Genomic DNA, 20962 nt, shown 5'->3' with positions numbered 1-20962 from the left:
TTTCCCTGATTAATAGGATGCCCGTTAAAATTAGGGTGATGAAAGACTACATCGTTATTACGCCGCAAAATACCCTCGAACTGTGGGGCTGCATTGAAGGAATGAGCGTAGCCTATATCAATCAGCGAAAAGTTAAAGCGTGGCTGAAAGATTTTCCCGGTGCGCTGAATAATACTGGCGATATTCCGGTAATCAAACGTAGCAAGTGACAGAGCGATCCTGGTGATGAACTGGGATCTTCCGCTGTTCGGTGTTACATTGAGCATGTCTGCAATACAGACAACACGGAGTCAAAATCGTCACCATCAGTGATCCTTTTCACAATAAAAGATCACTGATGGCTACGGATTGGAGGCACGACCCTCAATCGAAATCTATATCATAAAACGTATATTTAATATTTTTTATAAATTCTATAATTTGGAGCACCCTATTATCTACACTCTGATAAAATAAACAATCCTTCTCCAAGGCATTTATAACATTTAAGCAATACTCATCTTTTTCATCCATTGCGTCATAAAATTCCTGATTACATAAATCAAGCATTCTTGAAAAAAGTAAATTGAACACTTGTTTATCTGACGATTCAATATTCCCGGGAATATGATTGATTGCATTAGTCAACACAAAACCACAGTATGATAAATCATCGCTCAATAAAAAAATAGAGATCATCTGAAATGAGAGTTTTATAATAAATTAACGACGAATCAGATGTAACAATTAAAGTATTTTCTTCGCTTGAAAAGAAAGCCATATCTTGAATTGTCACATCAGATACAAATTCATCTATACAATCTGATAATTTTATATTATGCCATTTACTAGCATTAATTAACTTATATTTAGTGAACTACAAAAGTACGATGGTATGCTTAGTAATAAAAAAGATAGTTCTTTGGTTTCCTTATCTATTAAAAACAATCTAACGAATCCATCTCACTAAAATTACTGCTTCCCAAAAATTTACTTATGTCATTTTCTAGCACATAGATGTCGCCATACTGACTTTTCATTGAAACATTAAAATGGGCAAGATCCCAAAAATAGCTTTCATTGTTAACCTCAAAGTACTATAGCTGTTGCAGGAGGTAAAAATCCACCACCTGGGATCGGAATTTGTCCATTTATAATCATGCTATCAGTTATTGGTAGCCCAGGGTCACTAGCTCGCCCACCATAGATAGCTGCACCACTCTCGTCTCTTGGCCCTGAAGAACCATAAGATGCAATCGTTTGCCCTTTATATGCTCCTGCCTTATTTCCTGCTAAAATCACAATATTTCCATCCTTGGCAAGGATAATATTATTATTACCTCCAGTGGAAACATATACACCATCAGGATTTTTAATTATCTCCTGCATTCTTTGCTCTGAAAGCCTACCATGATACCCCTTGGGAGATATTTTCCCCGGAGCTATTTTAGGGATCTTCCCGTCAATTGCTCTCTCTTGAATTTTATTTGCTAACTCGACATGAGGGCACTTAGCTAATCCAAGAGGGTCTGTCCATATTAACGGATTTGGGACATAAGCATAAGTATTCCACGTCCCTGCAACCCCAGCGGGTCATAGGGAGGAAACCAACCAATTTGTAGATCGTACTACCTAATTTGGGGCGTAATGAGTCAAACATTTTACATCGTATTTTATGTGCTACCGCCATACCGTGATAGTTTTATCTGCACAAAATCATTTTAAATCAAATGATAAGACAAATACAGACTGGTTGAGGTACAAGAACATCGCCCATATCGGCGTGGACTGGATACGGGATAACGACGAGTTGTATCTGGCGGGGGACTGGCTAACGCAATGCGGCCTGACCGGGCAACCGCTAGCGCTCGGCATGATGCCTAGTAAGGTGATTATGCAGATTCAGCAGGATAATGTATTAGCAAACAACAGATAAAAATAGCCAGGGAGAACCAAAGAGGTGTTCCCTGGCTTTATTATCATTTCTTTTCTATAACCGATATATAAGATGGTTTTTCCGTTTTTGTGTCAGGGAAAAGTTTTTTCTCTTCTAACTTCCACCAATACTCACTATAAGAGCTAGGTTTTTTATATTCAAAGATAGATACGATACCAAGGAGAGCACAAGGCGATTCCGCCATAAAATCCCATCCATCCTTCTCAGCGCAAAACATATCCACCTCATCATCATACCAAGTTCTAAAACCTTTCTTATCAAGAACATTCAACGCAGTATTATATACATTTGTATACTCAGACAAAGCAGGCATTTTATTACTCCTTTATTTTCCAATGATTTTTATAGCATCAAAAGGTATTTCGCCTTTAAACAAGACTTCTAAGGCCCTTTTGGCATCCCTTCTAGTAATAAGTGAACCAAATTTTTCAGCCGCTTGAAGAACGTTATTATGATCAATGAATTTTGCCCCACCTTGTATGGCTTTTTTTACGTCAATTTCAATTAATCCATTACCACTTCTAAACCGGTTTGTTGCTTCTTTTGTGAGAGATGCTGAAATATGCCCGGTATCAAGACCATTGACATGATCTGCAATTGACCCACTAATTCCTTTTGGTTTTATCCCCAATCCTTGTTCCAGTCTAGCCAAATCATCAGGCGTTATTTGTCTGTATACTTTACATGTAGCAAGACCCAGAGGATCTATTGCAGATAGAGGGTTTGGCAAATATGCATACGGGTTAACTCCACCCATCAACCCCAGCGGGTCACTCACCAGGTACATCCCGCTTTCCGGCTCGTAGTACCTGAACCGGTTGTAGCACAGCCCTGACTCCGCATCCCGCCACTGGCCCGCATACAGAAGGCCGGGGTCCGCTTCATCATCCTCACGCCTGCGCGGTAGTTCGGGGGCTGCCGTTAAGGCTGCCGCTGTCTTCCCTCACAGCGTGGTGTCCTGCGGGACCACCTCACCTGCGCTGTAAAAGAAATCAGCAGAAGGCCTGTCGGCTCACTCACCCCATATAGTATCCTTCTGCCCCGCCAGTGGCGATAACCCACCCTCGCGTGTCATATGTAAAGAACTCCACGTCTGGTCGTTATCCGACCAGCGGGCTATTCTGCCCGCGTTGTCATAGTTGTAAAACAGATGGTAGTTCAGCCGCGCATCCGCTTCCGTCAGCCTGCATTGTGCATCCTGGCGGTACTCCGCCAGTATCTGTCCGCTAAATGGCTTTCAGACAGCCACTATCGTGGTAGACCAGCCGCAGCCGGGCCGTTCGTGTGACTCACCCCCGATTAGCCAGTACTTAAAGAAGTTTACATCAACCTACGGATTGGATGCACTATTTGGTATTTCTATGGCTTCTTTACCATTAATTATCGCATCCATTGCTAGAGATATATTGCATCCATATTTCCAAAGATAATCGTCACAGCCTCCGTATATGGCACCGTTTTCACCATACATTAATGTTATATACCATTGCTACATTCACCAACAGGAATCATATTGCCCCCGGACCTTTCAATATAATTATTCACTCTTTCAATAAAAATGCGATCAACAGCTCTTTCAGGATCTATGAAAAACTGTTCACTCTTATCATTATTTTTATATACCGAATGAAACCCATAAACCCCACCATATTTTGATATAAAATCAAGGAATAATGGAAATATGCAATAACCTTCTTCAGATAATTTTTCGCAACAGCCTTCAATATCTATTTTTTGTAATGTAACCTTACCATACTTAGATGCAAAATCAATTAAGTCACACATAATATTACCCACTAGCAACAATTATACCAAATATTGTTACTTGACAGTTTTTACACATTGGAAATGCTTCACCTGTTTTAACCAACACTGTATGGGCCTCAAGATCACCAATTTAGCCCCTGCTTTTAATGCCTCATTAACTCCTTTAAATTCTGCACAATTCGCTATCGCCCATCATTCTAAACTAGTCGAAGGCATATTTACCTGCAAAGTGGGGTGAATATCTATCGGATGAGGCCATTCACTTTCCCCAAAGAAAACCTTTCCGGTTTTTTATCAACAACAGCTGAAACTGCTCTAGGTAATTTACTTCGTTGAGTATTAGAGGTTGCTCCCGCCAATAATTCAGCAGCCTTCTTCTCTGTTAAATTTTTCGCTGATGTTAAATTGTTAAGTATTTTAGAAGTTGCCGCCAACCCAAAAGGATCAACCCACCTACACGGATTCGGCACATACCGATAGGTCTCCCACCCTGCAACCCCAGCAGCTCACTCACCAGGTACATCTCGCTTTCCGGCTCGTAGTGCCTGAACCGGTTATAGCACGGCCAAGGCTCTGCAATTAGCTTACTCTTTTTTATTGCTGACTCCCAATTTCACCCAAGATACATTACTCCAGAAATCTGAAGCAAAACATATAAAATTGATAATTTCTTTATCTTTAGAGAAATATGTTACCGGGCAATACTCATCACTACTCAATGGCTTAAAACTGGTTATCATGTTACAACTTAATTGACTTGATAAGGATTGAGATATAAAGTCAGTAAGGGATGGAAGATAATTACTTTCAATTGAGTTCAATGATGTACCAAAATCAATTTCATACAGAAAATCAATTTCACTTAGCAAGTCAATGAAACGTAAATCCTCTTCAATAGAAATTGCACCACCCCTGACAAATTCCTTATACCCATCCACATCAAAATAGTCATAATTTAATATAGTAAAGTCGATATCAAAAACCGACAATAAATTAGAAATAGACTCACTTAATCTGTTTTTATCCGTGAAATCTGTGAGAATACTTGATTTGGTAATCATATTTTAAAATCTCCAAAAAGGATCCAATACTGACTGGTCGATTACATCTATGCGAACTGTTGGGTTATTAGGTTTAAATCCACCAAAAAACTCATCAAACTGTTGAAGTGTATTTTTTGAATTGGAACTCCTGATTACCTGAACAATCCCTCCGTCACCAACCTGGCCCACGCCCTTGCTAACGTTCTTAGCCGCATTGCCACCAATACCGCTCAAAAGTTTTGTATCAACCTGGACTCCATAAATAGTGAAATCTGCCATAGATATTGAACGATTTGGTGGTGTATCAAAATATACATGATTGCCCTGACCACGCATATATCTAGCATATGCAATTTCAGCTTGTGCAGAAACATCACCGTTCCTGGCAAGCCTTAACTTCTCTCGAATAGTTTTAAACTCACCAGTTATTCTTCCAGGATTTGATATCAATGTTGGAATCGAACTTTTTGCTAATCCGAATGGATCAAGATATTCATTCGGGTTCGGCACATACCGGTAAGTCTGCTCTCCCCCCTGCAACCCCAGCGGGTCACTCACCAGGTACATCCCGCTTTCCGGCTCATAGTACCTGAACCGGTTGTAGCACAGCCCTGATTCCGCATCCCGCCACTGGCCGGTGTACAACAATCCAGGGTCCGCTTCCTCATCCTCCCGCCGGCGCGGAAGGTCGAGGTCTGCCGTTAAGGCTGCCGCGGTCCGTCCCCACAGCGTGGTGTCCCGTGGACGCCTGACTGCCTCACCTGCACTGTTAAAGAACATCAGCGGGCGGCCTGTCTGTTCACTCACCCCATGAACCGTCCGCCTCATCCCGCGTGAACGTCAGCGTTTCGCCACCCGGCAGGGTAATGTGCTCCGGCTCGCCCGCCGCGTTATAACGGTATGTGGTTTTCAGCAGCTGCTCGTCCGGGTGCCGGTCCTGCTCCCCTTCCGGCGGCAGGATGCAGCACGTGACCGTCCGTTCATCCGGGTAGTGGTATTCAATCGCCCGTCTGCCCTGCGTGGTTCCGTCGGGTGGCTACCCGTTATGAAAAAACAGCAAGAAACTATCTTATGATGTTAAAATTGGGGAGCATCCGTCTTTTTCTCAGAAGATTATGTAATTGAGGGACACAGCCTAAACAGGTGGTTAAGGAGATTAAGGATGTGCTTGTTTAGTGGGATGAACGTGGATTAGATAATAAAAAAGCCGGGAAGATTTAATGTCTTTCCCAAGGGGAAGCTTTCCGGCTTTAAATATCATCATTTCAACTTCATCAACCTATTGATTTGCAATGGCTTTCAGCTGCCCACAAAAATCCATTATAGATTGTAAGTCTGAGTATAGTTCATAATTTAGAGAAGATGAGTCCATCATACTTTTAATTAATACACCAGCAATCCTTACTTTACCTAGATAATCTATAGAAAAATTCATCTCAAAATTCCCATCCTCATTAATAAAGACAACTTCGTTATTACTCTCATGAGACATTTTTTCTAAATCTGAAACTAGCTCATCTATTCTTTCTTTCGAGACATAAAAGGATGCCTTAGCTTCATACCAATCTGACTTAACTACTGCATTAGCCTTGAAAAAATCATCTTCTAAGATAAATGAATTAAGGCTTAAACACCCACCTTCCTCACAATTTATAATTAAGCTTAACATTTTTAGCCAACCTTTAGTTAACAAATTTCGGTATATCATTAATATCAATAGGCCAACCAAAACTTTTACTCCGTTGTCCCCACTTTGTAACGTCAATCATATCTCTATGATTAATAACACCGTTTTTCACAATAATATTATATATAACCTCTTTACCATTTTTATAACCACGAACAGCATAACCTTCAGCTCCACCTCGAATTATAGTAGGAGAGGTATTCAAGATTGTTTTATCAAAACTGAACGGGAAATGATGTCCACGAGGATCTTCAACCGCTCTTTTCCTAATCCGGGGATCATATTCAGGAATTTTCTTTGTAGGGAATTTAGATGCATCTCTCGCCGCCTTACTCGCAGCAATATTATCCAGAACCCTTTGCTTAATCACAGGACACGTAGCAAGACCCAGAGGATCTATTGCAGATAGAGGGTTTGGCACATATGCATACGGGTTAACTCCACCCATCAACCCCAGCGGGTCACTCACCAGGTACATCCCGCTTTCCGGCTCGTAGTACCTGAACCGGTTGTAGCACAGCCCTGATTCCGCATCCCGCCACTGGCCCGCATACAGAAGGCCGGGATCCGCTTCCTCATCCTCCCGCCTGCGTGGTAGCTCGGGGTCTGCCGTTAAGGCTGCCGCTGTCCGCCCCCACAGCGTGATGTCCAGTGGACGTCTGACTGCCTCACCTGCACTGTTAAAGAGCATCAGCGGACGGCCTGTCTGTTCACTCATCGCATGAACCGTTCGCGTCATCCAGCGCACCGGCTCCGTCGGGTGTACCTGTCGCTCCCGGCTCACCTGCTGGCTCACCAGCTCAAAACCGCTGAACACCAGGTGCCGCACGCTGGTCAGCACATCATGGCGGTATTCCCGGATTTCCGCAATACTGTCCCCGTCCCACAGGTACGTGAGGCGAATTCCCTGGTTATCGCAGCGTTTTTCTGTTCTTCGTCCGCTGCCGTCATAACGGTATTCCCACTGCTCGCCCTTCCCGTTACTGTACCCCGTTAGCTGGTCACGGCTGTCCCACCTGAACTGTTCCCGCTCCGGCCTGTACCCGTCGCGGTGTCTTATGCGGCTGACCATCCGTCCTGCCGCGTCGTATTCATATTCCGTGTTCCCCGACCGTTTCAGGCGGTGTCCACGCTGGTACAGGTCATCATCGCCTGTACGGTAACAGCCCGCCGACTGGCTGCTCAGGTACCGCCGAAGTTTCCGGCGTCCGCCATCTCCCGTGAAAAAACGTAACTCCTTACTGACACTGCTTTTTTCATTCAGAACATAAAAAAACAGCACCCTGCCATAAGGCGGGATGCTGTGGACTGATACTTATGCTTCGAGCGGCGCACGCCAGTCGTCGGCACCAGAAGTACCTGACTTGATGTGTTCCCACTCAACTTTACGGTACGCCAGTGATACGGCGAGCAGTTGCGTGAATTCACGCTGTGTCGGGTCCTGGCAGTGCGGCATATGCAGATTCATATCTACAATGGTCGCGTCAGTCAGGCGGGTAGTGAAATAGTGCTCCTGCTTACCTTCGACAGAGGTACGCCACCAGTGCAGTTCCACTTTCGGCAGCATTTCACCGGCAGCCAGCGCGTTGTACATCAGCGGAACCGCTTTATTCAGCGCCACGGTAAAGATGAATGGCTTGTGGGCACGCTGACCTGCGGGCTGACCAGACTGTGGATCGGTTGGCACAGTCACGTTATGCAGGAATTCCTGAACTCGGTTCGTGGAAAGAAAGAAGCGACCTGGAGCGCGAACTCAACACCTGGATTCGCCAGTATGTTGCTGACCAGGAGAACCCACCCGCTGACGTCCGCAGCCGTAAACCTCTGCGTGGCGCACGGGTTGAGGTGATGGATGTGGATGGCGAACCGGGCTGGTATCAGGTGGCGATTTCCGCAAGACCACATTTCAAATATATGGGGGCTTCATTTGAACTCTCCCTGGTTGGGCGGTTACCGGACTGAACGCGCGCTACAGCTTATCTGCGATAAACTCCAGCAGGTAGATCTGAAGCGCCAGCCGCATGTAGAAAACCTGCTGTATTTTGTGCAGAACACGCGCAAACGACTTGAACCACAGCCGAAAAGCAGCGTGGACACGCCGTCGCAAACCACCTTCAGGACGCTTATCTACGCACCGGAGAGCACGCAACCTGCCACGGGGGAAAATCTTTCTCCCCTGCCAGACCTGCCGGAAATGAAGGTGGAAGTCCACCACGGCGCAGTGGAGGATATAAAATCGGGGAGTAGAGCCACGTCAGGCCTGAATATTACAGGCTTTATGGCGGGTGTTGCCTGCACGGCAGCTGTGGCTGCCGTACTCTGGTGGTGGCAGGTGTATCCGATGCAGCAACAACTGGCGCAGGTCAGGGATACGGCACAGGGTGCAGCAACGGTCTGGCTGGCTTCGCCAGAACTGGACAGTTACGGACAACGGCTGCAACAGCTTCCTCAAGCCTCGCCGCTGCAACTGCTGGAGACCGGTATGCAGATGATGCGCACCGCAGACAGTCGCTGGCCGGAGAGTCTGCAACAGCAACAGGCGACGGCACAATGGAATGACATACTGAAAACCCGCGCGCAAAACAGCCCGCAACTGCGTGGCTGGCTGAAAACCCGGCAGGATTTGAGGGCTTTCGCCGACCTGGTAATGCAGCGGGAAAAAGAGGGATTAACCCTTTCATATATCAAAAATGTTGTCTGGCAGGCCGAGCGGACCCTGAACCAGGAAACCCCGCTGGAATCCCTGCTGACGCAGTATCAGGATGACCGCGCACAGGGAAAAAATACCGATGCGCTGGAAAAACAGATTAGCGAACAACTGGATGGCGTATTAAGCCGCTGGTTTTTGCTGAAAAACAATGTACTGCCGGAGACGGCAGCGGATATAAAAACCGGAAAATAACCATTATCTAAAAGGAGATTAACATGGCAAATTTAATTTATCTGACACTGAACGGAGAAAAACAGGGACTGATTTCAGCAGGTTGTTCTTCACTGGACTCTATTGGTAATAAAGCTCAGTTGCAACATATTGATCATATTATGGTATATGAACTAACACATGGGATAAGCCGTGATCAAAATGTCAATCATCATTCAGTTACGATAAAAAAACCTGTCGACAAATCATCCCCTTTACTGGGAAAAGCAATTAATGACAATGAAAAACTGAACTGTGTTTTTGAATTTTATAGAACAAATAGATTTGGCATTAATGAAAAGTTTTACAAGCTGACATTAACAAACGCCCGGATTAGTGACATTAATTTCTCGATAGCGCATGTTGTCATTGACAGCGAATTACAGCCACAAGAAAGCATTTCTTTTATATATGAATCAATAAACTGGGAGCATTGCATTGCCGGGACCAGTGCATACAGTTTATGGGATGAGAGAGTTTACTAGTAATAATTTTACAAACAAATGGAGGGTTTCACATGGTAACGCGCACAGCGTCCAGACAAAAAGGCATTCCTGCAACAGAACATCCAAGGGCAAAATCCCAAACAAATTCCAGGACAACAGGGAAAGGATCTGGACACCCCCACCAAAAACAGCCAGTTACACCGCCACAGAAAAAACTCAGTCCTCTTGATGAATGGAAGGCTGGGCGGAAAAAAGTGATTGGAAATTCTGACTGGGAAAGTTATGATGATACAATCAGGAAACTTGTGTCTGAGATTAATCAGCATTTATCCACGTCAAAAAATATCGAACATTACACACCACTTGACTGGAAATTGGTTAAGGCGATGATATGGACCGAAACAGGTGCGACTTCGGCCGCGTGGAAAACAAGACCTATGCAGATAGGAAATATCGGTGATGAAGGAATCCTCGAGGTGACAGTTCCTGCTCGTCCGAGAAAATACAATATTATAGTCCCGAAAACTTGGGACAAATATTTAAAAAATAAGACTGACATGATAAAAAGTAATCCTGAATATAATATTCGGGCAGGCATTGCTCTTTTAATGATAAAAATGTCAGAAAAAGAAAAAGATAGAATTGTGTATGACGATGAAAAAGTATATAACTATGAAGTCGTTAAAGGCGATTTTGGCTATAGTTCTATAGCCAAGAAAATAGATACAACACAGAGTGTTCTTACTAAACTGAATGGAGTTAAAATCATCCACCCTGGAGATAAACTTAAGTATAAAAAAGCGCATCTAGAGCAGTATATACCCGGATGGACATTGTTTACTCCACAAAATATTCAAATACAGTATAATGGAGATCCAAAGAGAGCAACAGCCAGTAATCCAGGCGATAAGAATTATGCTGAAAAAGTTGGATATATTTATAATCTCCTTATTGCTGAGGGGAGTGAAAAAAGGTAATTCATTTAAGGAATGCAAATGAAACTAAAAAAATATTTTTCTTTATTATTGTTATGTAATATTGCAAACGCACACGATATAAAAATATCTGATTGTTCATACGACCTATTAATACAGCAAGATAAAGTTTACTGGTGTCTTATGGACAAATATCAGCAGAGCGTTTTGGCGTTAAAACATGAGGAAGACAGCGCAGAAAAAAGACTAGAGCAATATGATACTGAAGGAGCGAGAGGGCTTAATGAAGATGGCTCGATTGATTACGAACCTTATATTCATATAGCAAGAATAACATTTCCGGAACTGCATCGCTCATTTATTCTTTATCGCGAAAAACAATGTAAATACGCCTCACAAAGTGATGGAGCGCTTCCTGGCTATCGCCCCTCAATTTCGTCACTATATTGTAAAACTAATATGAATCTATCACAAATACAATGGATTAAAAACACCATCTAGGATGACGTCATGAATAACAAGTATTTATTCAAAATTATTTTAATGATATTATTTACCTTACACTCTAGTTTATTATTTGCGGTGGATAAAGTTATTATAGAAAAAATGCCACAAGATCTTCAGGATTTTTTTGAAAGTGCTGATGCTTGCGAGCTTTGGGTAAGTGACTTTGACCCACGCTTAGAAGAAACAACTTACAAAATTGTTGAAAGTGTTATTAAAGAAAATTGCTCAAATATTGAACACAAACTATCCGCAATGAAAAACAAATACAAGAATAACAAAGATTATTCAGCAAGACTAACTGTCTATGATGATACCATTACAATATATGACGAGTATAAAAAGACGCTGATAGAAAATAAAAGCCATAAATAATTTTATGATTTATACTCAAATCTATTGTTAATATCTGGTATTCAGAAAATAAAGTGAGTTTAGTATCGCATCATATACATTCAATTTCTGGCTCACTAATACTCAATAAAAACAGAAAGAAATGGATTTCTTTTAATCTGACATTTTTATTTTTATCGGACAAGTCGTTTTGCGTTAATGATAGCTATCACAAAAAACACTCTACTGGTGTATCCAGAATAAAATAGTTTAATTATCTCTACTCTGGTTGCCGCCACAGTTCATTTGCGGCAACCCTGCTGATACATAAATAATGTAATACTATTTACTGCTATATCGATTTACTAAATCCTCAACCACCATCTTACAGGTTTGCTTTTTCAGATCTGCAATTTGCTGCTCTGTCATATCCTTTTTTTCATCTGCTTTTCCGGTCAATGGAACAGCCATCAATTCTGTATTAACCGGTGAATACATTGCCCATTCCCCGGTCGCAACATCTACCAGGGCAAACCGGATCAGATAGCGCAGTGATGATCCAGAAATATTTCCACCCATATACTTTTTCCAGACCACCTCTTTTGTGGCAGCATTATATTTTCCGGATTCCAGTTCGCTCCAGTAAACCACAATGGTTTTTTGCCTTCCCTTTGCACCGATGTATCGCAGCGCCTGCATATAATTGGCGTTGATTACACCGCTTTTGCTATCTGAAAAATTTTCCGTGTCGCTGTCTGTTTCCTTTACAGGTGTTACCGGTTGAACCGCCCGTTTTTTCCTGGCGACAGGAATGCCTGAGAAAGTGGAAACCCGGTAATATCGCTGCATTTCCTTCTGCATAATAACATCAGGTGCGCGTGCTCCTGACTCCACCAGAATAATGGCAGAATTCTGCGGGATCTCAAACCCATTTGAGGCTTCCTCCACCGCATTCTCAATATCTTCTTCCGTAATATCCAGCGTAAGCTCATCACCAAAAACATCCCGGTCGGTAAGCTGTGATGTGGAAGTGGAAATCGCATCCATACGCGGTGTAGCCGCTCCTGTTTTCCTGCCATCAATAGATGATGATTTTGAACATCCGGCCAGTAAAAGGATGCAAATTACAACGGACAGCGGCTTCATATTCATAGATGAGTCCTTATCTTCGTATTATATAGGATCAACACTCCCAAATCTGATAATCATTATACCGCTATTTTCATGTAATATGGAAAAAATAAACCATTCATATATCTTATGACAATCAAATGAAATATAAGCATCATAAATAAAAATGATGTAGAGTGTTTTTTTATTTTTTCTGGTTTATTAATTTATTATCACCACCCCATAAACAAGTAGTAAAAAATACTGCCGCCATTATATGTAATATCAGATTTAACCAACCCACTCTATAAATAAATTTTAAACATCAAAATTACATAAGTTGAATCCGAATGCTGATAATGAAAACGCTAATTTTTTACTGATGGTTCTGATAGAGAGCTTCAGCCCATGGCCCAGATCATAATCAGAAGGCTCTGCCTTTTACACCGAGGGCAGTAAGCAGGCGGCGAGTCATACCATCGTTTATTGCTTCAGTTGTCGTCAATATCGAGCAACGGGAACGACGCCAATACTTGAATACATCTTTATTTATCAGCCATCAATTAAAAAAAGCCTGTGACATTTGCCTTTCTGGCCTGTGCACCATTCCATAAACCATTTGTGGCCGATCCCCGGGAATCGGGAGAGACACATACAGACGAAAAAAAAGGTATCGCATTGATAGCGATACCTTTTTTTCACTCTTTCGGACGTTCTGGAACTCCCGAAAACTGAATAGTGGCGGAACGGACGGGACTCGAACCCGCGACCCCCTGCGTGACAGGCAGGTATTCTAACCGACTGAACTACCGCTCCGCTGTGTTCCCTTGGGAACGTTGCGAATAGTACGGTGTGCCTCTCAGATCGTCAACGGTTTTTCTCACGTTTTGAATTGTTTGCTGCAAAAATCGCCCGGACGATGGTTTAATCAGCATCTTCCGGCTTATCAGGCGCGCCAGAGACAGCTGCCACCTTTTTTCTGCACTAAATCCAGCCGTGATTCATGCTCGGCCTGCTCTTCATCACTGGCAGAAATAACCCGTAATTTGCTGGCCGCACGAACGATACGTTGAATACCGGTATCGACCTGCTGCTTGCTCTCTCCTTCCATGGCGAAGGCTATGGAGGTCTGGCCGCCGGTCATCATCAGATAAACATCGGCGAGGATCTGGGAGTCAAGCAGTGCCCCGTGGAGGGTTCGCTTACTGTTATCTATTTCATAACGTGAGCATAGCGCGTCAAGGCTGTTACGTTTGCCGGGGAACATTCTCCTCGCCAGCGCCAGGCTGTCGGTCACTTTACAAAACGTATCTGTTTTTGGAATCCCGCGATTCAGCTTACTGAATTCATAATCCATAAAACCGATATCAAACGATGCGTTATGAATGACCAGCTCAGCGCCGCGAATGTAATCAAGGAACTCATCCGCGACGTCGGCGAAGGTGGGTTTATCAAGCAAAAACTCATCGGCAATACCGTGAACGCCGAACGCTTCCGGATCCACCAGCCGGTCCGGTTTCAGATAGACATGAAAGTTATTACCGGTCAGACGGCGGTTGATCACTTCAACGGCACCGATCTCAATGATCTTATGGCCTTCATAATGAACGCCAATTTGGTTCATACCGGTTGTTTCGGTATCGAGGACGATCTGTCGTGTAATAGCAGTGCTCATATCGTTCATTTGTGTCAGACTTGTCGTTTTTAATCACAGGAAGTCTACCAGAGATGCTAAAAAAGGTAGAAGTTTTCACCGATGGTTCTTGCCTCGGCAATCCAGGACCGGGCGGCTATGGCGCTATTCTACGCTATCAACAGGCTGAAAAAACCTTTAGCGAAGGCTATCGTTTGACCACCAATAATCGTATGGAGCTGATGGCGGCAATCGTGGCGCTGGAAGCCTTAAAAGAACATTGTGAAGTGGTTCTGAGCACTGATAGCCAGTATGTCCGTCAGGGGATTACCCAGTGGATCCACAACTGGAAAAAACGCGGCTGGAAGACGGCAGAGAAAAAGCCGGTTAAAAATGTCGATCTCTGGAAGCGACTCGATGCCGCGCTCGGGCAACATCAAATCCGCTGGGAATGGGTGAAAGGACATGCCGGACATCCCGAGAATGAACGCTGTGATGAACTGGCACGTACGGCGGCATCGCATCCCACTCAGGAGGACATCGGCTATCAGCCTGATGCCTGACCTCAGGGCTTACGATATTGCCTGGTAGCGCCTACGGCCTGTCTTATCGGCCGCTTAGCTTTACTCTGTTTCATGGGATTGAGGGTAAGCGGGATGGTACGTTTACGGGCCACAATCACTTGCAGGCATCCCAGCGCGGGAAGATGCGTACTTAGTAACTTCCCGCCCTGCCGCGTCCACGGTAAAACCTGAAAGCGGCTATAATGCATTACTTCAAAATTAAGTAGCGTTAACCAGTCCATCTGGCGCATCAGGGTAAACATACGGCTATTCGACGGCGGCCTTTTTCGCATAAACGGTACAAGCTTACGCAATCCCATCAGGCTCAGCGGGTTAAAGCCCGTGATGATAAGCCAGCCATCATCGATGAGTACGCGATCGGCTTCGCGAAGTAGTTGATGTGGATCCTGACACCAGGGCAACGTATGCGCCAACAGGCAGGCATCGATCGATTTCTCAGCAAACGGCAGATGCAAGGGATCGGCTTTGACCTGCATCGGTTCGCCGCTTAACGAGACATTAACCTGATGGGAGATGGCACAAGCATCAGTATTGATTTCTGCGCTTAAATTGCCGACTTTAAGCAAGTGAAATCCATACATTTTTGCCAGCCACGGTTTAAGCTGATGCTCCAGGGCCTCACGATAGTATTCCCCCCTGGGCAGTTCGCTCCAGCGATTAGGGGATGGCGCTGTCTGGGAAATCCTTGCCGGTTTCATCACACTCTTCCGCTTCGCTTTATGAGGTCATTATGAATCTTAACAGTATTCCCGCATTTCAGGACAACTACATCTGGATATTAAGCGATGATAACGATCGTTGTATCATTGTGGATCCCGGAGAAGCCCGTCCGGTTCTGGACGCTCTGGCGCAAAATAAGTGGCAGCCAGCGGCAATCTTTTTGACGCATCATCATAACGATCATACGGGTGGCGTGAAGGAAATCGTCCAGCATTATCCGGATATAGCGGTATATGGGCCACAAGAGACGCTAAATAAAGGAACCACCCGGCGTGTTAATGATGGCGACAAGATCTCTGTTTTGGGCAGCGAATTTACTATTTTTGCTACGCCTGGACATACCGCGGGCCATGTTTGTTTCTTCAATAATCCTTACCTTTTTTGCGGCGACACACTGTTTTCTGGCGGTTGCGGACGCCTGTTTGAAGGCACTCCTGCACAAATGTATCAATCCTTTCAAAAGATTAACGCATTACCGGAAGACACGGTTATTTGTTGCGCACATGAATATACTTTATCAAACATGGAGTTTGCCAAAAGTATCCTTCAGCACGATTCGTTCATAAATGATTATTACCTTAAAGTTAAAGGGTTACGCGCGAAGAAACAGATGACACTTCCGGTTATTCTGAAAAATGAGCGCCAGATAAATTTATTTTTACGAACTGATGACATTGATTTAATTAAAGTAATTTCAGAAGAAACAAATTTGCAACAACCTGAACAACGTTTTGCCTGGTTAAGGGCAAAGAAAGATAATTTCTGACATTCGGACTTGTGTTTTGCCAGCTTCACCTTTATGATCGGTCGTCTTTTAAGCAACTATTGACACACACATGAAGGCAAAAGCGATATTATTCGCCTCTGTCCTGCTTGTAGGTTGCCAGTCTTCTCAGCACGATGGCAAAGTTACACAGCACGCACAGAGCCTTTCTGCAGCTGGTCAAGGGGAAGCAGGTAAGTTTACCAGTCAAGCACGGTGGATGGACGATGGAACATTCTCTGGGCAGGATCAGGACTTGTGGGCTTTTATCGGCGACGAGCTAAAGATGGGGATTCCGGAAAACAGCCGGATTCGCGATCAGAAACAGAAGTACTTACAGAACAAGAGCTATCTCCACGATGTAACTTTACGGGCAGAGCCGTATATGTACTGGATAGCCGGGCAAGTTAAGAAACGTAACATGCCGATGGAACTAGTATTACTACCCATAGTGGAGAGCGCTTTTAACCCGCACGCAACGTCTGGTGCCAATGCCGCAGGCATCTGGCAAATCATACCGAGCACCGGGCGCAATTACGGTTTGAAACAGACTCGCAATTATGATGCGCGTCGTGATGTTGTGGCCTCAACAACGGCCGCACTGGACATGATGCAGCGTCTTAACCGCATGTTTGACGGCGACTGGTTGTTAACCGTTGCGGCCTACAACAGCGGCGAAGGTCGGGTCATGAAGGCAATCAAAGCGAATAAAGCTCGCGGTTTACCCACGGACTTTTGGTCGCTCTCATTGCCACAGGAAACGAAGATTTACGTGCCTAAGATGCTGGCCTTGAGCGAGATTCTCAAAAACAGCAAACGGTATGGTGTTGTCTTGCCTGGCACCGATGAAAGTCGTGCACTGGCACGAGTACGCCTGAATAGCCCGGTAGAGATGGCACAGTTGGCGGATATGGCAGGTATGTCTGTCACTAAGCTGAAGACGTTTAATGCAGGCGTTAAGGGGTCAACCCTCGGTGCCAGCGGTCCTCAGTATGTGATGGTGCCGCAAAAGCATGCCGCTCAGCTACGTGAGTCTCTGGCTTCAGGTGAAATCGCTGCTGTCCAGCCAGGTTTGTTGGCTGACAATACGCCACTCACCAGCCGCAGCTATAAAGTGCGCTCAGGCGATACGCTTTCAGGTATTGCTTCACGTCTTGGCGTGACGTCGAAAGATTTGCAACAGTGGAATAATCTACGTGGTTCAGGTCTGAAAATTGGTCAAAATCTGACGGTGGGTGCTGGTAGTAGCGCACAGCGTCTGGCCAACAACGACGACAGCATTACCTATCGCGTGCGCAAAGGCGACTCCCTCGCCAGCATTGCAAGGCATCACGGCGTAAACATCAAAGATGTGATGCGCTGGAATAGCGATACGGATAATCTGCAACCAGGCGATCGAATAACGCTGTTTGTTAAAAATAGTGCTACGCCAGATTCCTGATGACAGAACGACAAAAAAGGCACCGTTTCCCCCGGTGCCTTTTTTATTTATGCCGCTTTGTGAGCTTCAAACATGATGGTGTCGCTGGTAAATGATCCGTCATCCTGCAATTCAAAATAGTTTTTCACCTCCTGAGAAGCACTCTCCTGATACAGTCGTATGGCGTCGCTCAAGGGCTGTGGAGTGCGCATCCGCGCAATCCAGGATGAGAACTCCAGCGGCAGACGATCAGTTGTCAGGCCGTCCGTAATAAAGCCCGCCTCATTCGCCAACGCCAGCCATTCCCCACTGGCGTAGTTTCTGACGTGTGAGGTATCCCGCAGCGCCTCAACGGTTTGTAACCAGATATCCCGCACCGGGTGGCCAGGAGACATGACATCCATAATGATCACCACGCCGCCCGGTTTTAAGACCCGCTTTGCTTCTCGCAGCGCCTGCCCGACATCATGCCAGTGATGGGCGGAATAGCGGCTAATTACCACATCAAAACGCTCATCATTAAAAGGTAAGTGCTCTGCATAGCCCTGTTGGGTCGTAATATTATGCAGCCCTTTTTCCTGCGCGGCCCTGGCAACCACTTCCAGCATACTCGCTGATAAATCATAAGCAGTGACCTGAGCGACCTGACTGGCGGCAGCAAAACTGGCGTGCCCTGCTCCACAGCCCAGATCCAGCACTTCAGCATGTGGCAGAGTGGCAAGACGCCTGGTCAACTGTTGCAAATCGCGACCGGCAGCATGGACGGCGCTGGTCAGATAGGCTCCGGCCTGTGAGCTAAATTGTTTATTGATATGATCGTGGTGGGTAGTGGTGGTCATGGTGTGTCCTTTTGTGAGTGAGAGTAAAAGGGCAGCGCCATTACAGGTCTGCCCGACGGCAGACCTGACATCCTTTATCTATCAGGTTTGCCGGGCGTGAATTCAACGAGTAGTGGATTATGATCGGAAGCGCGGGTCACCAGAACCGATGCTTCCCCGACGTTTAAACCGCGATAAAAAATAAAATCCAGCGGACGTCCAAAGGCACGGCGACGCTGGTCATCGGTAAAACGAACCTGGCGCAGCGACATTTCCCGGGAGAAGCGATAAAGCGCGTTCATTCGCTGACGGCTCCAGGCATTAAAGTCTCCTGCCATAATCACCGGACCGCTGTGATGCGCAATCTGATCGCCGATCGGTAGCAATTGTTTGCTGTAGACATCAACGCCCAGACTAAAGTTGACCGCGTGAACGTTGACAACCATCAACAACCGGCCATCCGGCAGCGGATAGACCGTCACCAGTGCCGATTTAGACAGGCGTAACAGCGGCTCACGCTCGCGCAACGGGCAGCAGTAGACCGGATGTGCAGCAGAGAGTGTCATCACGCCTGAGGGATGCTGAGGCAGAACAAATGCCGGCACCTGGTCAGCGGCAAGATAGTTCGAGGTCGCGAATCGGATGAGTTCGGGCGTGGTTTGCGCTTCCTGAAGCAATACCAGATGGGCGTCTTTACCAAAGTTTTGCAGTACCGACTGCCACTCCGCGCGTTGCTGCTTAAAAATGTTCCAGACTAAGACCCGGATCTTTTCTTCACTGCTAAGCGGTGCGCCTGCTGGCAATGCCTGGCCGATACTCGCAAACGATCCCGGCGGCAAAATTCGCTCCGCAGGTTGCCCGGCGACATAACGCATTGCATAAGTATTTTTTCGCACTTTTGGCATTACACCTCAATTACAACCCGGTCCGGAAAACGAACAACTCCTATTGTTATAGGGATTTTAGCGCATACTTTCAACGCTAACCGACAGAAAGATTGATGAGTTTGGTAAACAAAAGATTCCTCATGACGCTTTACATAATGTTTTTATCCTGCAAAAAACGTTAATGTTTAAATAACAAAGATCGCTAAAATAGCGGCATAGCTTTGCGTTTGGGGCAAAAATGAAAGCAACATCTGATGAAATCGCGACGTTTGTGGCGGTTGTAGAAAGCGGAAGCTTTAGCCGTGCCGCTGAACAACTTTGTCTGGCAAACTCGGCAATCAGCCGGACGGTTAAGAAGCTGGAAGCAAAGCTCGGTGTAAGCCTGCTAAACCGGACTACCCGCCAGCTCAGCCTGACGGAAGAGGGAGAACGCTATTTCCGGCGCGTGCAGGTGGTTTTACAAGAAATGACGGCGGCTGAGAATGAGATTATAGAGACGCGACATTCACCGCGCGGTTTATTACGTATAGATGCAGCCACGCCCGTGCTTCTGCATTATTTGATGCCGCTGATTAAACCTTTCCGCGAACGTTATCCGGACATCACACTCTCACTGGTTTCTTCAGAAACGTTTATCAATTTGATCGAACGTAAGGTGGATGTCGCTATCCGCGCCGGGATCCTGACTGACTCCAGCCTGCGCGCCCGTCCATTAATGACCAGCTACCGCAAGATTATCGCCTCTCCGGACTATATCTCCCGGCATGGGAAACCAAAGACCGTGGAAGAACTTAAACAACATGTCTGCCTGGGTTTTACTGAGCCTGGCTCGCTGAATACATGGCCCATTTATTGCTGTGACGCACAGCTTTATGAGATTGTTTGTGGCATCTCTTCCAATAGCGGTGAAACGCTTAAACAACTTTGCCTTAGCGGTAATGGCATTGCGTGTTTATCTGACTATATGATTGATAAGGAAATTGAGCGCGGGGAACTGGTAGAACTGCTGGCAGATAAGCGCGTGCCTGTTGAAATGCCGCTTAATGCTGTCTATTACAGCGACAGAACGGTGAGTGCGAGGATCAGAGCGTTTATCGATTTTCTCAGTGAGTACGGCCATTAACAGGCGTTTAAAAGGGCGGGATGAATAAAGTATAAAAAAAAGCCCTGAGTAAATACTCAGGGCTCTTAATAAGTGGCGGAACGGACGGGACTCGAACCCGCGACCCCCTGCGTGACAGGCAGGTATTCTAACCGACTGAACTACCGCTCCACCGAATTTCTTTGTCACTGACCGGATGTCACTCCGGTTTACTGCTAATTTGATGCCTGGCAGTTCCCTACTCTCGCATGGGGAGACCCCACACTACCATCGGCGCTACGGCGTTTCACTTCTGAGTTCGGCATGGGGTCAGGTGGGACCACCGCGCTGTTGCCGCCAGGCAAATTCTGTTTA

19 protein-coding genes, 2 tRNA genes, 1 rRNA gene and 9 pseudogenes are annotated in these 20962 nt (G+C 45.5%); 13 read left to right on the top strand and 18 right to left on the bottom strand.

The annotated features are described in order from the left end of the window. Positions 1-17 precede the first annotated feature (17 nt). Entirely contained in the window at positions 18-209 is a 192-nt protein-coding gene (locus tag INT84_RS00155; RefSeq protein ID WP_194205152.1) for a toxin-module SymE, read from the top strand. Between the two features lie 859 nt (positions 210-1068). Here the strand turns inward: INT84_RS00155 and INT84_RS00150 are convergent. Continuing rightward, positions 1069-1368: a hypothetical protein gene (locus INT84_RS00150; RefSeq protein ID WP_194205151.1), complete on the bottom strand. Its 300-nt coding sequence runs from the start codon at positions 1366-1368 to the stop codon at positions 1069-1071. Positions 1369-1654: 286 nt separating this feature from the next. On the opposite strand from INT84_RS00150, the gene INT84_RS00145 reads away from it, so the two are divergent. Then, positions 1655-1915, top strand: coding sequence for a SymE family type I addiction module toxin (locus INT84_RS00145; RefSeq protein WP_194205150.1), 261 nt, complete (start codon positions 1655-1657; stop codon positions 1913-1915). A 43-nt stretch (positions 1916-1958) separates the two neighbouring features. Here the strand turns inward: INT84_RS00145 and INT84_RS00140 are convergent, their stop codons facing one another. From INT84_RS00140 to INT84_RS24115, 6 genes and pseudogenes are all read right to left on the bottom strand, one after another. Next, entirely contained in the window at positions 1959-2249 is a 291-nt protein-coding gene (locus tag INT84_RS00140) for a hypothetical protein (RefSeq protein WP_194205149.1), read from the bottom strand. Between the two features lie 12 nt (positions 2250-2261). Beyond that, a pseudogene (locus INT84_RS24120) lies at positions 2262-2840 on the bottom strand (RHS repeat domain-containing protein); the annotation flags it as partial. A 572-nt stretch (positions 2841-3412) separates the two neighbouring features. After that, a complete protein-coding gene (locus tag INT84_RS00130) occupies positions 3413-3721 on the bottom strand; it encodes an SUKH-3 domain-containing protein (RefSeq protein ID WP_228065761.1) in 309 nt (102 codons plus the stop codon). A gap of 395 nt (positions 3722-4116) precedes the next feature. Then, positions 4117-4280, bottom strand: a pseudogene (locus INT84_RS00125) (RHS repeat-associated core domain-containing protein); the annotation flags it as partial. Between the two features lie 7 nt (positions 4281-4287). After that, a complete protein-coding gene (locus INT84_RS00120; RefSeq protein WP_194205148.1) occupies positions 4288-4764 on the bottom strand; it encodes a hypothetical protein in 477 nt (158 codons plus the stop codon). 3 nt (positions 4765-4767) lie between these two features. Then, positions 4768-5568: pseudogene (locus tag INT84_RS24115) on the bottom strand (RHS repeat-associated core domain-containing protein); the annotation flags it as partial. A gap of 201 nt (positions 5569-5769) precedes the next feature. Between INT84_RS24115 and INT84_RS00110 the strand changes: the two are divergent. Then, positions 5770-5871 (top strand): annotated as a pseudogene (locus INT84_RS00110) (IS5/IS1182 family transposase); the annotation flags it as partial. Positions 5872-6025: 154 nt separating this feature from the next. Here the strand turns inward: INT84_RS00110 and INT84_RS00105 are convergent. From INT84_RS00105 to INT84_RS00095, 3 genes and pseudogenes are all read right to left on the bottom strand, one after another. Next, a complete protein-coding gene (locus tag INT84_RS00105; RefSeq protein ID WP_194205147.1) occupies positions 6026-6415 on the bottom strand; it encodes a hypothetical protein in 390 nt (129 codons plus the stop codon). Positions 6416-6794: 379 nt separating this feature from the next. Further along, a pseudogene (locus tag INT84_RS24380) lies at positions 6795-7622 on the bottom strand (RHS repeat-associated core domain-containing protein); the annotation flags it as partial. A 126-nt stretch (positions 7623-7748) separates the two neighbouring features. Further along, a pseudogene (locus tag INT84_RS00095) lies at positions 7749-8147 on the bottom strand (Hcp family type VI secretion system effector); the annotation flags it as partial. Here INT84_RS00095 and INT84_RS00090 point away from each other — a divergent pair. From INT84_RS00090 to INT84_RS00065, 6 genes and pseudogenes are all read left to right on the top strand, one after another. Further along, a pseudogene (locus INT84_RS00090) lies at positions 8144-8395 on the top strand (type VI secretion system contractile sheath large subunit); the annotation flags it as partial. The pseudogenes INT84_RS00095 and INT84_RS00090 sit on opposite strands and share 4 nt — an antisense overlap. Next, positions 8385-9335, top strand: a pseudogene (locus tag INT84_RS00085) (VasL domain-containing protein); the annotation flags it as partial. The pseudogenes INT84_RS00090 and INT84_RS00085, both read left to right, overlap by 11 nt. A gap of 23 nt (positions 9336-9358) precedes the next feature. After that, positions 9359-9838 (top strand): Hcp family type VI secretion system effector, encoded by a 480-nt coding sequence (locus INT84_RS00080; RefSeq protein ID WP_194205145.1) that lies wholly within the window; start codon positions 9359-9361, stop codon positions 9836-9838. A gap of 32 nt (positions 9839-9870) precedes the next feature. After that, positions 9871-10776 (top strand): LysM peptidoglycan-binding domain-containing protein, encoded by a 906-nt coding sequence (locus INT84_RS00075; RefSeq protein ID WP_194205144.1) that lies wholly within the window; start codon positions 9871-9873, stop codon positions 10774-10776. An 18-nt stretch (positions 10777-10794) separates the two neighbouring features. Next, positions 10795-11235: a hypothetical protein gene (locus tag INT84_RS00070; RefSeq protein ID WP_194205143.1), complete on the top strand. Its 441-nt coding sequence runs from the start codon at positions 10795-10797 to the stop codon at positions 11233-11235. Between the two features lie 9 nt (positions 11236-11244). After that, entirely contained in the window at positions 11245-11613 is a 369-nt protein-coding gene (locus INT84_RS00065; RefSeq protein ID WP_194205142.1) for a hypothetical protein, read from the top strand. A 300-nt stretch (positions 11614-11913) separates the two neighbouring features. Here the strand turns inward: INT84_RS00065 and INT84_RS00060 are convergent, their stop codons facing one another. From INT84_RS00060 to dnaQ, 3 genes are all read right to left on the bottom strand, one after another. Beyond that, positions 11914-12723 carry a hypothetical protein gene (locus tag INT84_RS00060; RefSeq protein ID WP_194205141.1) on the bottom strand — a complete coding sequence of 270 codons (810 nt, stop codon included), beginning with the start codon at positions 12721-12723 and terminating at the stop codon, positions 11914-11916. 697 nt (positions 12724-13420) lie between these two features. Continuing rightward, positions 13421-13497, bottom strand: a tRNA-Asp gene (locus tag INT84_RS00055). 130 nt (positions 13498-13627) lie between these two features. Next, on the bottom strand, positions 13628-14356 hold the full coding sequence (gene dnaQ / locus INT84_RS00050; protein ID WP_176918691.1) for a DNA polymerase III subunit epsilon: 729 nt from the start codon (positions 14354-14356) through the stop codon (positions 13628-13630). On the opposite strand from dnaQ, the pseudogene rnhA reads away from it, so the two are divergent. Next, positions 14304-14877, top strand: a pseudogene (gene rnhA, locus INT84_RS00045) (ribonuclease HI). The gene dnaQ and the pseudogene rnhA sit on opposite strands and share 53 nt — an antisense overlap. A gap of 2 nt (positions 14878-14879) precedes the next feature. On the opposite strand, the gene INT84_RS00040 reads toward rnhA, so the two are convergent. Then, positions 14880-15596, bottom strand: coding sequence for a class I SAM-dependent methyltransferase (locus INT84_RS00040; RefSeq protein ID WP_194205140.1), 717 nt, complete (start codon positions 15594-15596; stop codon positions 14880-14882). A gap of 32 nt (positions 15597-15628) precedes the next feature. Here INT84_RS00040 and gloB point away from each other — a divergent pair, with 32 nt between their 5' ends. Beyond that, positions 15629-16384, top strand: a complete 756-nt coding sequence (gene gloB, locus INT84_RS00035; protein WP_194205139.1) for a hydroxyacylglutathione hydrolase — start codon at positions 15629-15631, stop codon at positions 16382-16384. 70 nt (positions 16385-16454) lie between these two features. Beyond that, positions 16455-17822 carry a murein transglycosylase D gene (mltD, locus tag INT84_RS00030; RefSeq protein WP_194205138.1) on the top strand — a complete coding sequence of 456 codons (1368 nt, stop codon included), beginning with the start codon at positions 16455-16457 and terminating at the stop codon, positions 17820-17822. Between the two features lie 47 nt (positions 17823-17869). Here mltD and INT84_RS00025 read toward each other — a convergent pair whose 3' ends face one another. Both INT84_RS00025 and INT84_RS00020 read right to left on the bottom strand, forming a co-directional pair. After that, entirely contained in the window at positions 17870-18640 is a 771-nt protein-coding gene (locus tag INT84_RS00025; protein WP_194205137.1) for a class I SAM-dependent methyltransferase, read from the bottom strand. A 74-nt stretch (positions 18641-18714) separates the two neighbouring features. Then, positions 18715-19515 carry an endonuclease/exonuclease/phosphatase family protein gene (locus INT84_RS00020; protein WP_176918697.1) on the bottom strand — a complete coding sequence of 267 codons (801 nt, stop codon included), beginning with the start codon at positions 19513-19515 and terminating at the stop codon, positions 18715-18717. Positions 19516-19744: 229 nt separating this feature from the next. Here INT84_RS00020 and yafC point away from each other — a divergent pair, with 229 nt between their 5' ends. Beyond that, a complete protein-coding gene (gene yafC, locus INT84_RS00015) occupies positions 19745-20629 on the top strand; it encodes a DNA-binding transcriptional regulator YafC (protein WP_194205136.1) in 885 nt (294 codons plus the stop codon). Between the two features lie 73 nt (positions 20630-20702). Here yafC and INT84_RS00010 read toward each other — a convergent pair. After that, a tRNA-Asp gene (locus INT84_RS00010) sits at positions 20703-20779 on the bottom strand. 54 nt (positions 20780-20833) lie between these two features. Continuing rightward, positions 20834-20949, bottom strand: a 5S ribosomal RNA gene (rrf, locus tag INT84_RS00005). Positions 20950-20962: the final 13 nt, after the last annotated feature.

The organism is Superficieibacter sp. 1612_C1 (assembly GCF_015234305.1).
In the GTDB taxonomy this organism is placed as follows: Bacteria; Pseudomonadota; Gammaproteobacteria; order Enterobacterales; family Enterobacteriaceae; genus Superficieibacter.
Note: the sequence above shows the minus strand (reverse complement) of the source record. Positions and strands in the feature narration are given on the sequence as shown.

What these genes read in the sequence shown, in the direction of transcription:
- INT84_RS00155 (WP_194205152.1), top strand. Translation starts at nt 18, where the DNA reads ATGCCCGTTAAAATTAGGGTGATGAAAGACTACATCGTTATTACGCCG.
- INT84_RS00150 (WP_194205151.1), bottom strand. Translation starts at nt 1,368, where the DNA reads ATGCAGGAGATAATTAAAAATCCTGATGGTGTATATGTTTCCACTGGA.
- INT84_RS00145 (WP_194205150.1), top strand. Translation starts at nt 1,655, where the DNA reads ATGTGCTACCGCCATACCGTGATAGTTTTATCTGCACAAAATCATTTT.
- INT84_RS00140 (WP_194205149.1), bottom strand. Translation starts at nt 2,249, where the DNA reads ATGCCTGCTTTGTCTGAGTATACAAATGTATATAATACTGCGTTGAAT.
- INT84_RS00130 (WP_228065761.1), bottom strand. Translation starts at nt 3,721, where the DNA reads ATGTGTGACTTAATTGATTTTGCATCTAAGTATGGTAAGGTTACATTA.
- INT84_RS00120 (WP_194205148.1), bottom strand. Translation starts at nt 4,764, where the DNA reads ATGATTACCAAATCAAGTATTCTCACAGATTTCACGGATAAAAACAGA.
- INT84_RS00105 (WP_194205147.1), bottom strand. Translation starts at nt 6,415, where the DNA reads ATGTTAAGCTTAATTATAAATTGTGAGGAAGGTGGGTGTTTAAGCCTT.
- INT84_RS00080 (WP_194205145.1), top strand. Translation starts at nt 9,359, where the DNA reads ATGGCAAATTTAATTTATCTGACACTGAACGGAGAAAAACAGGGACTG.
- INT84_RS00075 (WP_194205144.1), top strand. Translation starts at nt 9,871, where the DNA reads ATGGTAACGCGCACAGCGTCCAGACAAAAAGGCATTCCTGCAACAGAA.
- INT84_RS00070 (WP_194205143.1), top strand. Translation starts at nt 10,795, where the DNA reads ATGAAACTAAAAAAATATTTTTCTTTATTATTGTTATGTAATATTGCA.
- INT84_RS00065 (WP_194205142.1), top strand. Translation starts at nt 11,245, where the DNA reads ATGAATAACAAGTATTTATTCAAAATTATTTTAATGATATTATTTACC.
- INT84_RS00060 (WP_194205141.1), bottom strand. Translation starts at nt 12,723, where the DNA reads ATGAATATGAAGCCGCTGTCCGTTGTAATTTGCATCCTTTTACTGGCC.
- dnaQ (WP_176918691.1), bottom strand. Translation starts at nt 14,356, where the DNA reads ATGAGCACTGCTATTACACGACAGATCGTCCTCGATACCGAAACAACC.
- INT84_RS00040 (WP_194205140.1), bottom strand. Translation starts at nt 15,596, where the DNA reads ATGAAACCGGCAAGGATTTCCCAGACAGCGCCATCCCCTAATCGCTGG.
- gloB (WP_194205139.1), top strand. Translation starts at nt 15,629, where the DNA reads ATGAATCTTAACAGTATTCCCGCATTTCAGGACAACTACATCTGGATA.
- mltD (WP_194205138.1), top strand. Translation starts at nt 16,455, where the DNA reads ATGAAGGCAAAAGCGATATTATTCGCCTCTGTCCTGCTTGTAGGTTGC.
- INT84_RS00025 (WP_194205137.1), bottom strand. Translation starts at nt 18,640, where the DNA reads ATGACCACCACTACCCACCACGATCATATCAATAAACAATTTAGCTCA.
- yafC (WP_194205136.1), top strand. Translation starts at nt 19,745, where the DNA reads ATGAAAGCAACATCTGATGAAATCGCGACGTTTGTGGCGGTTGTAGAA.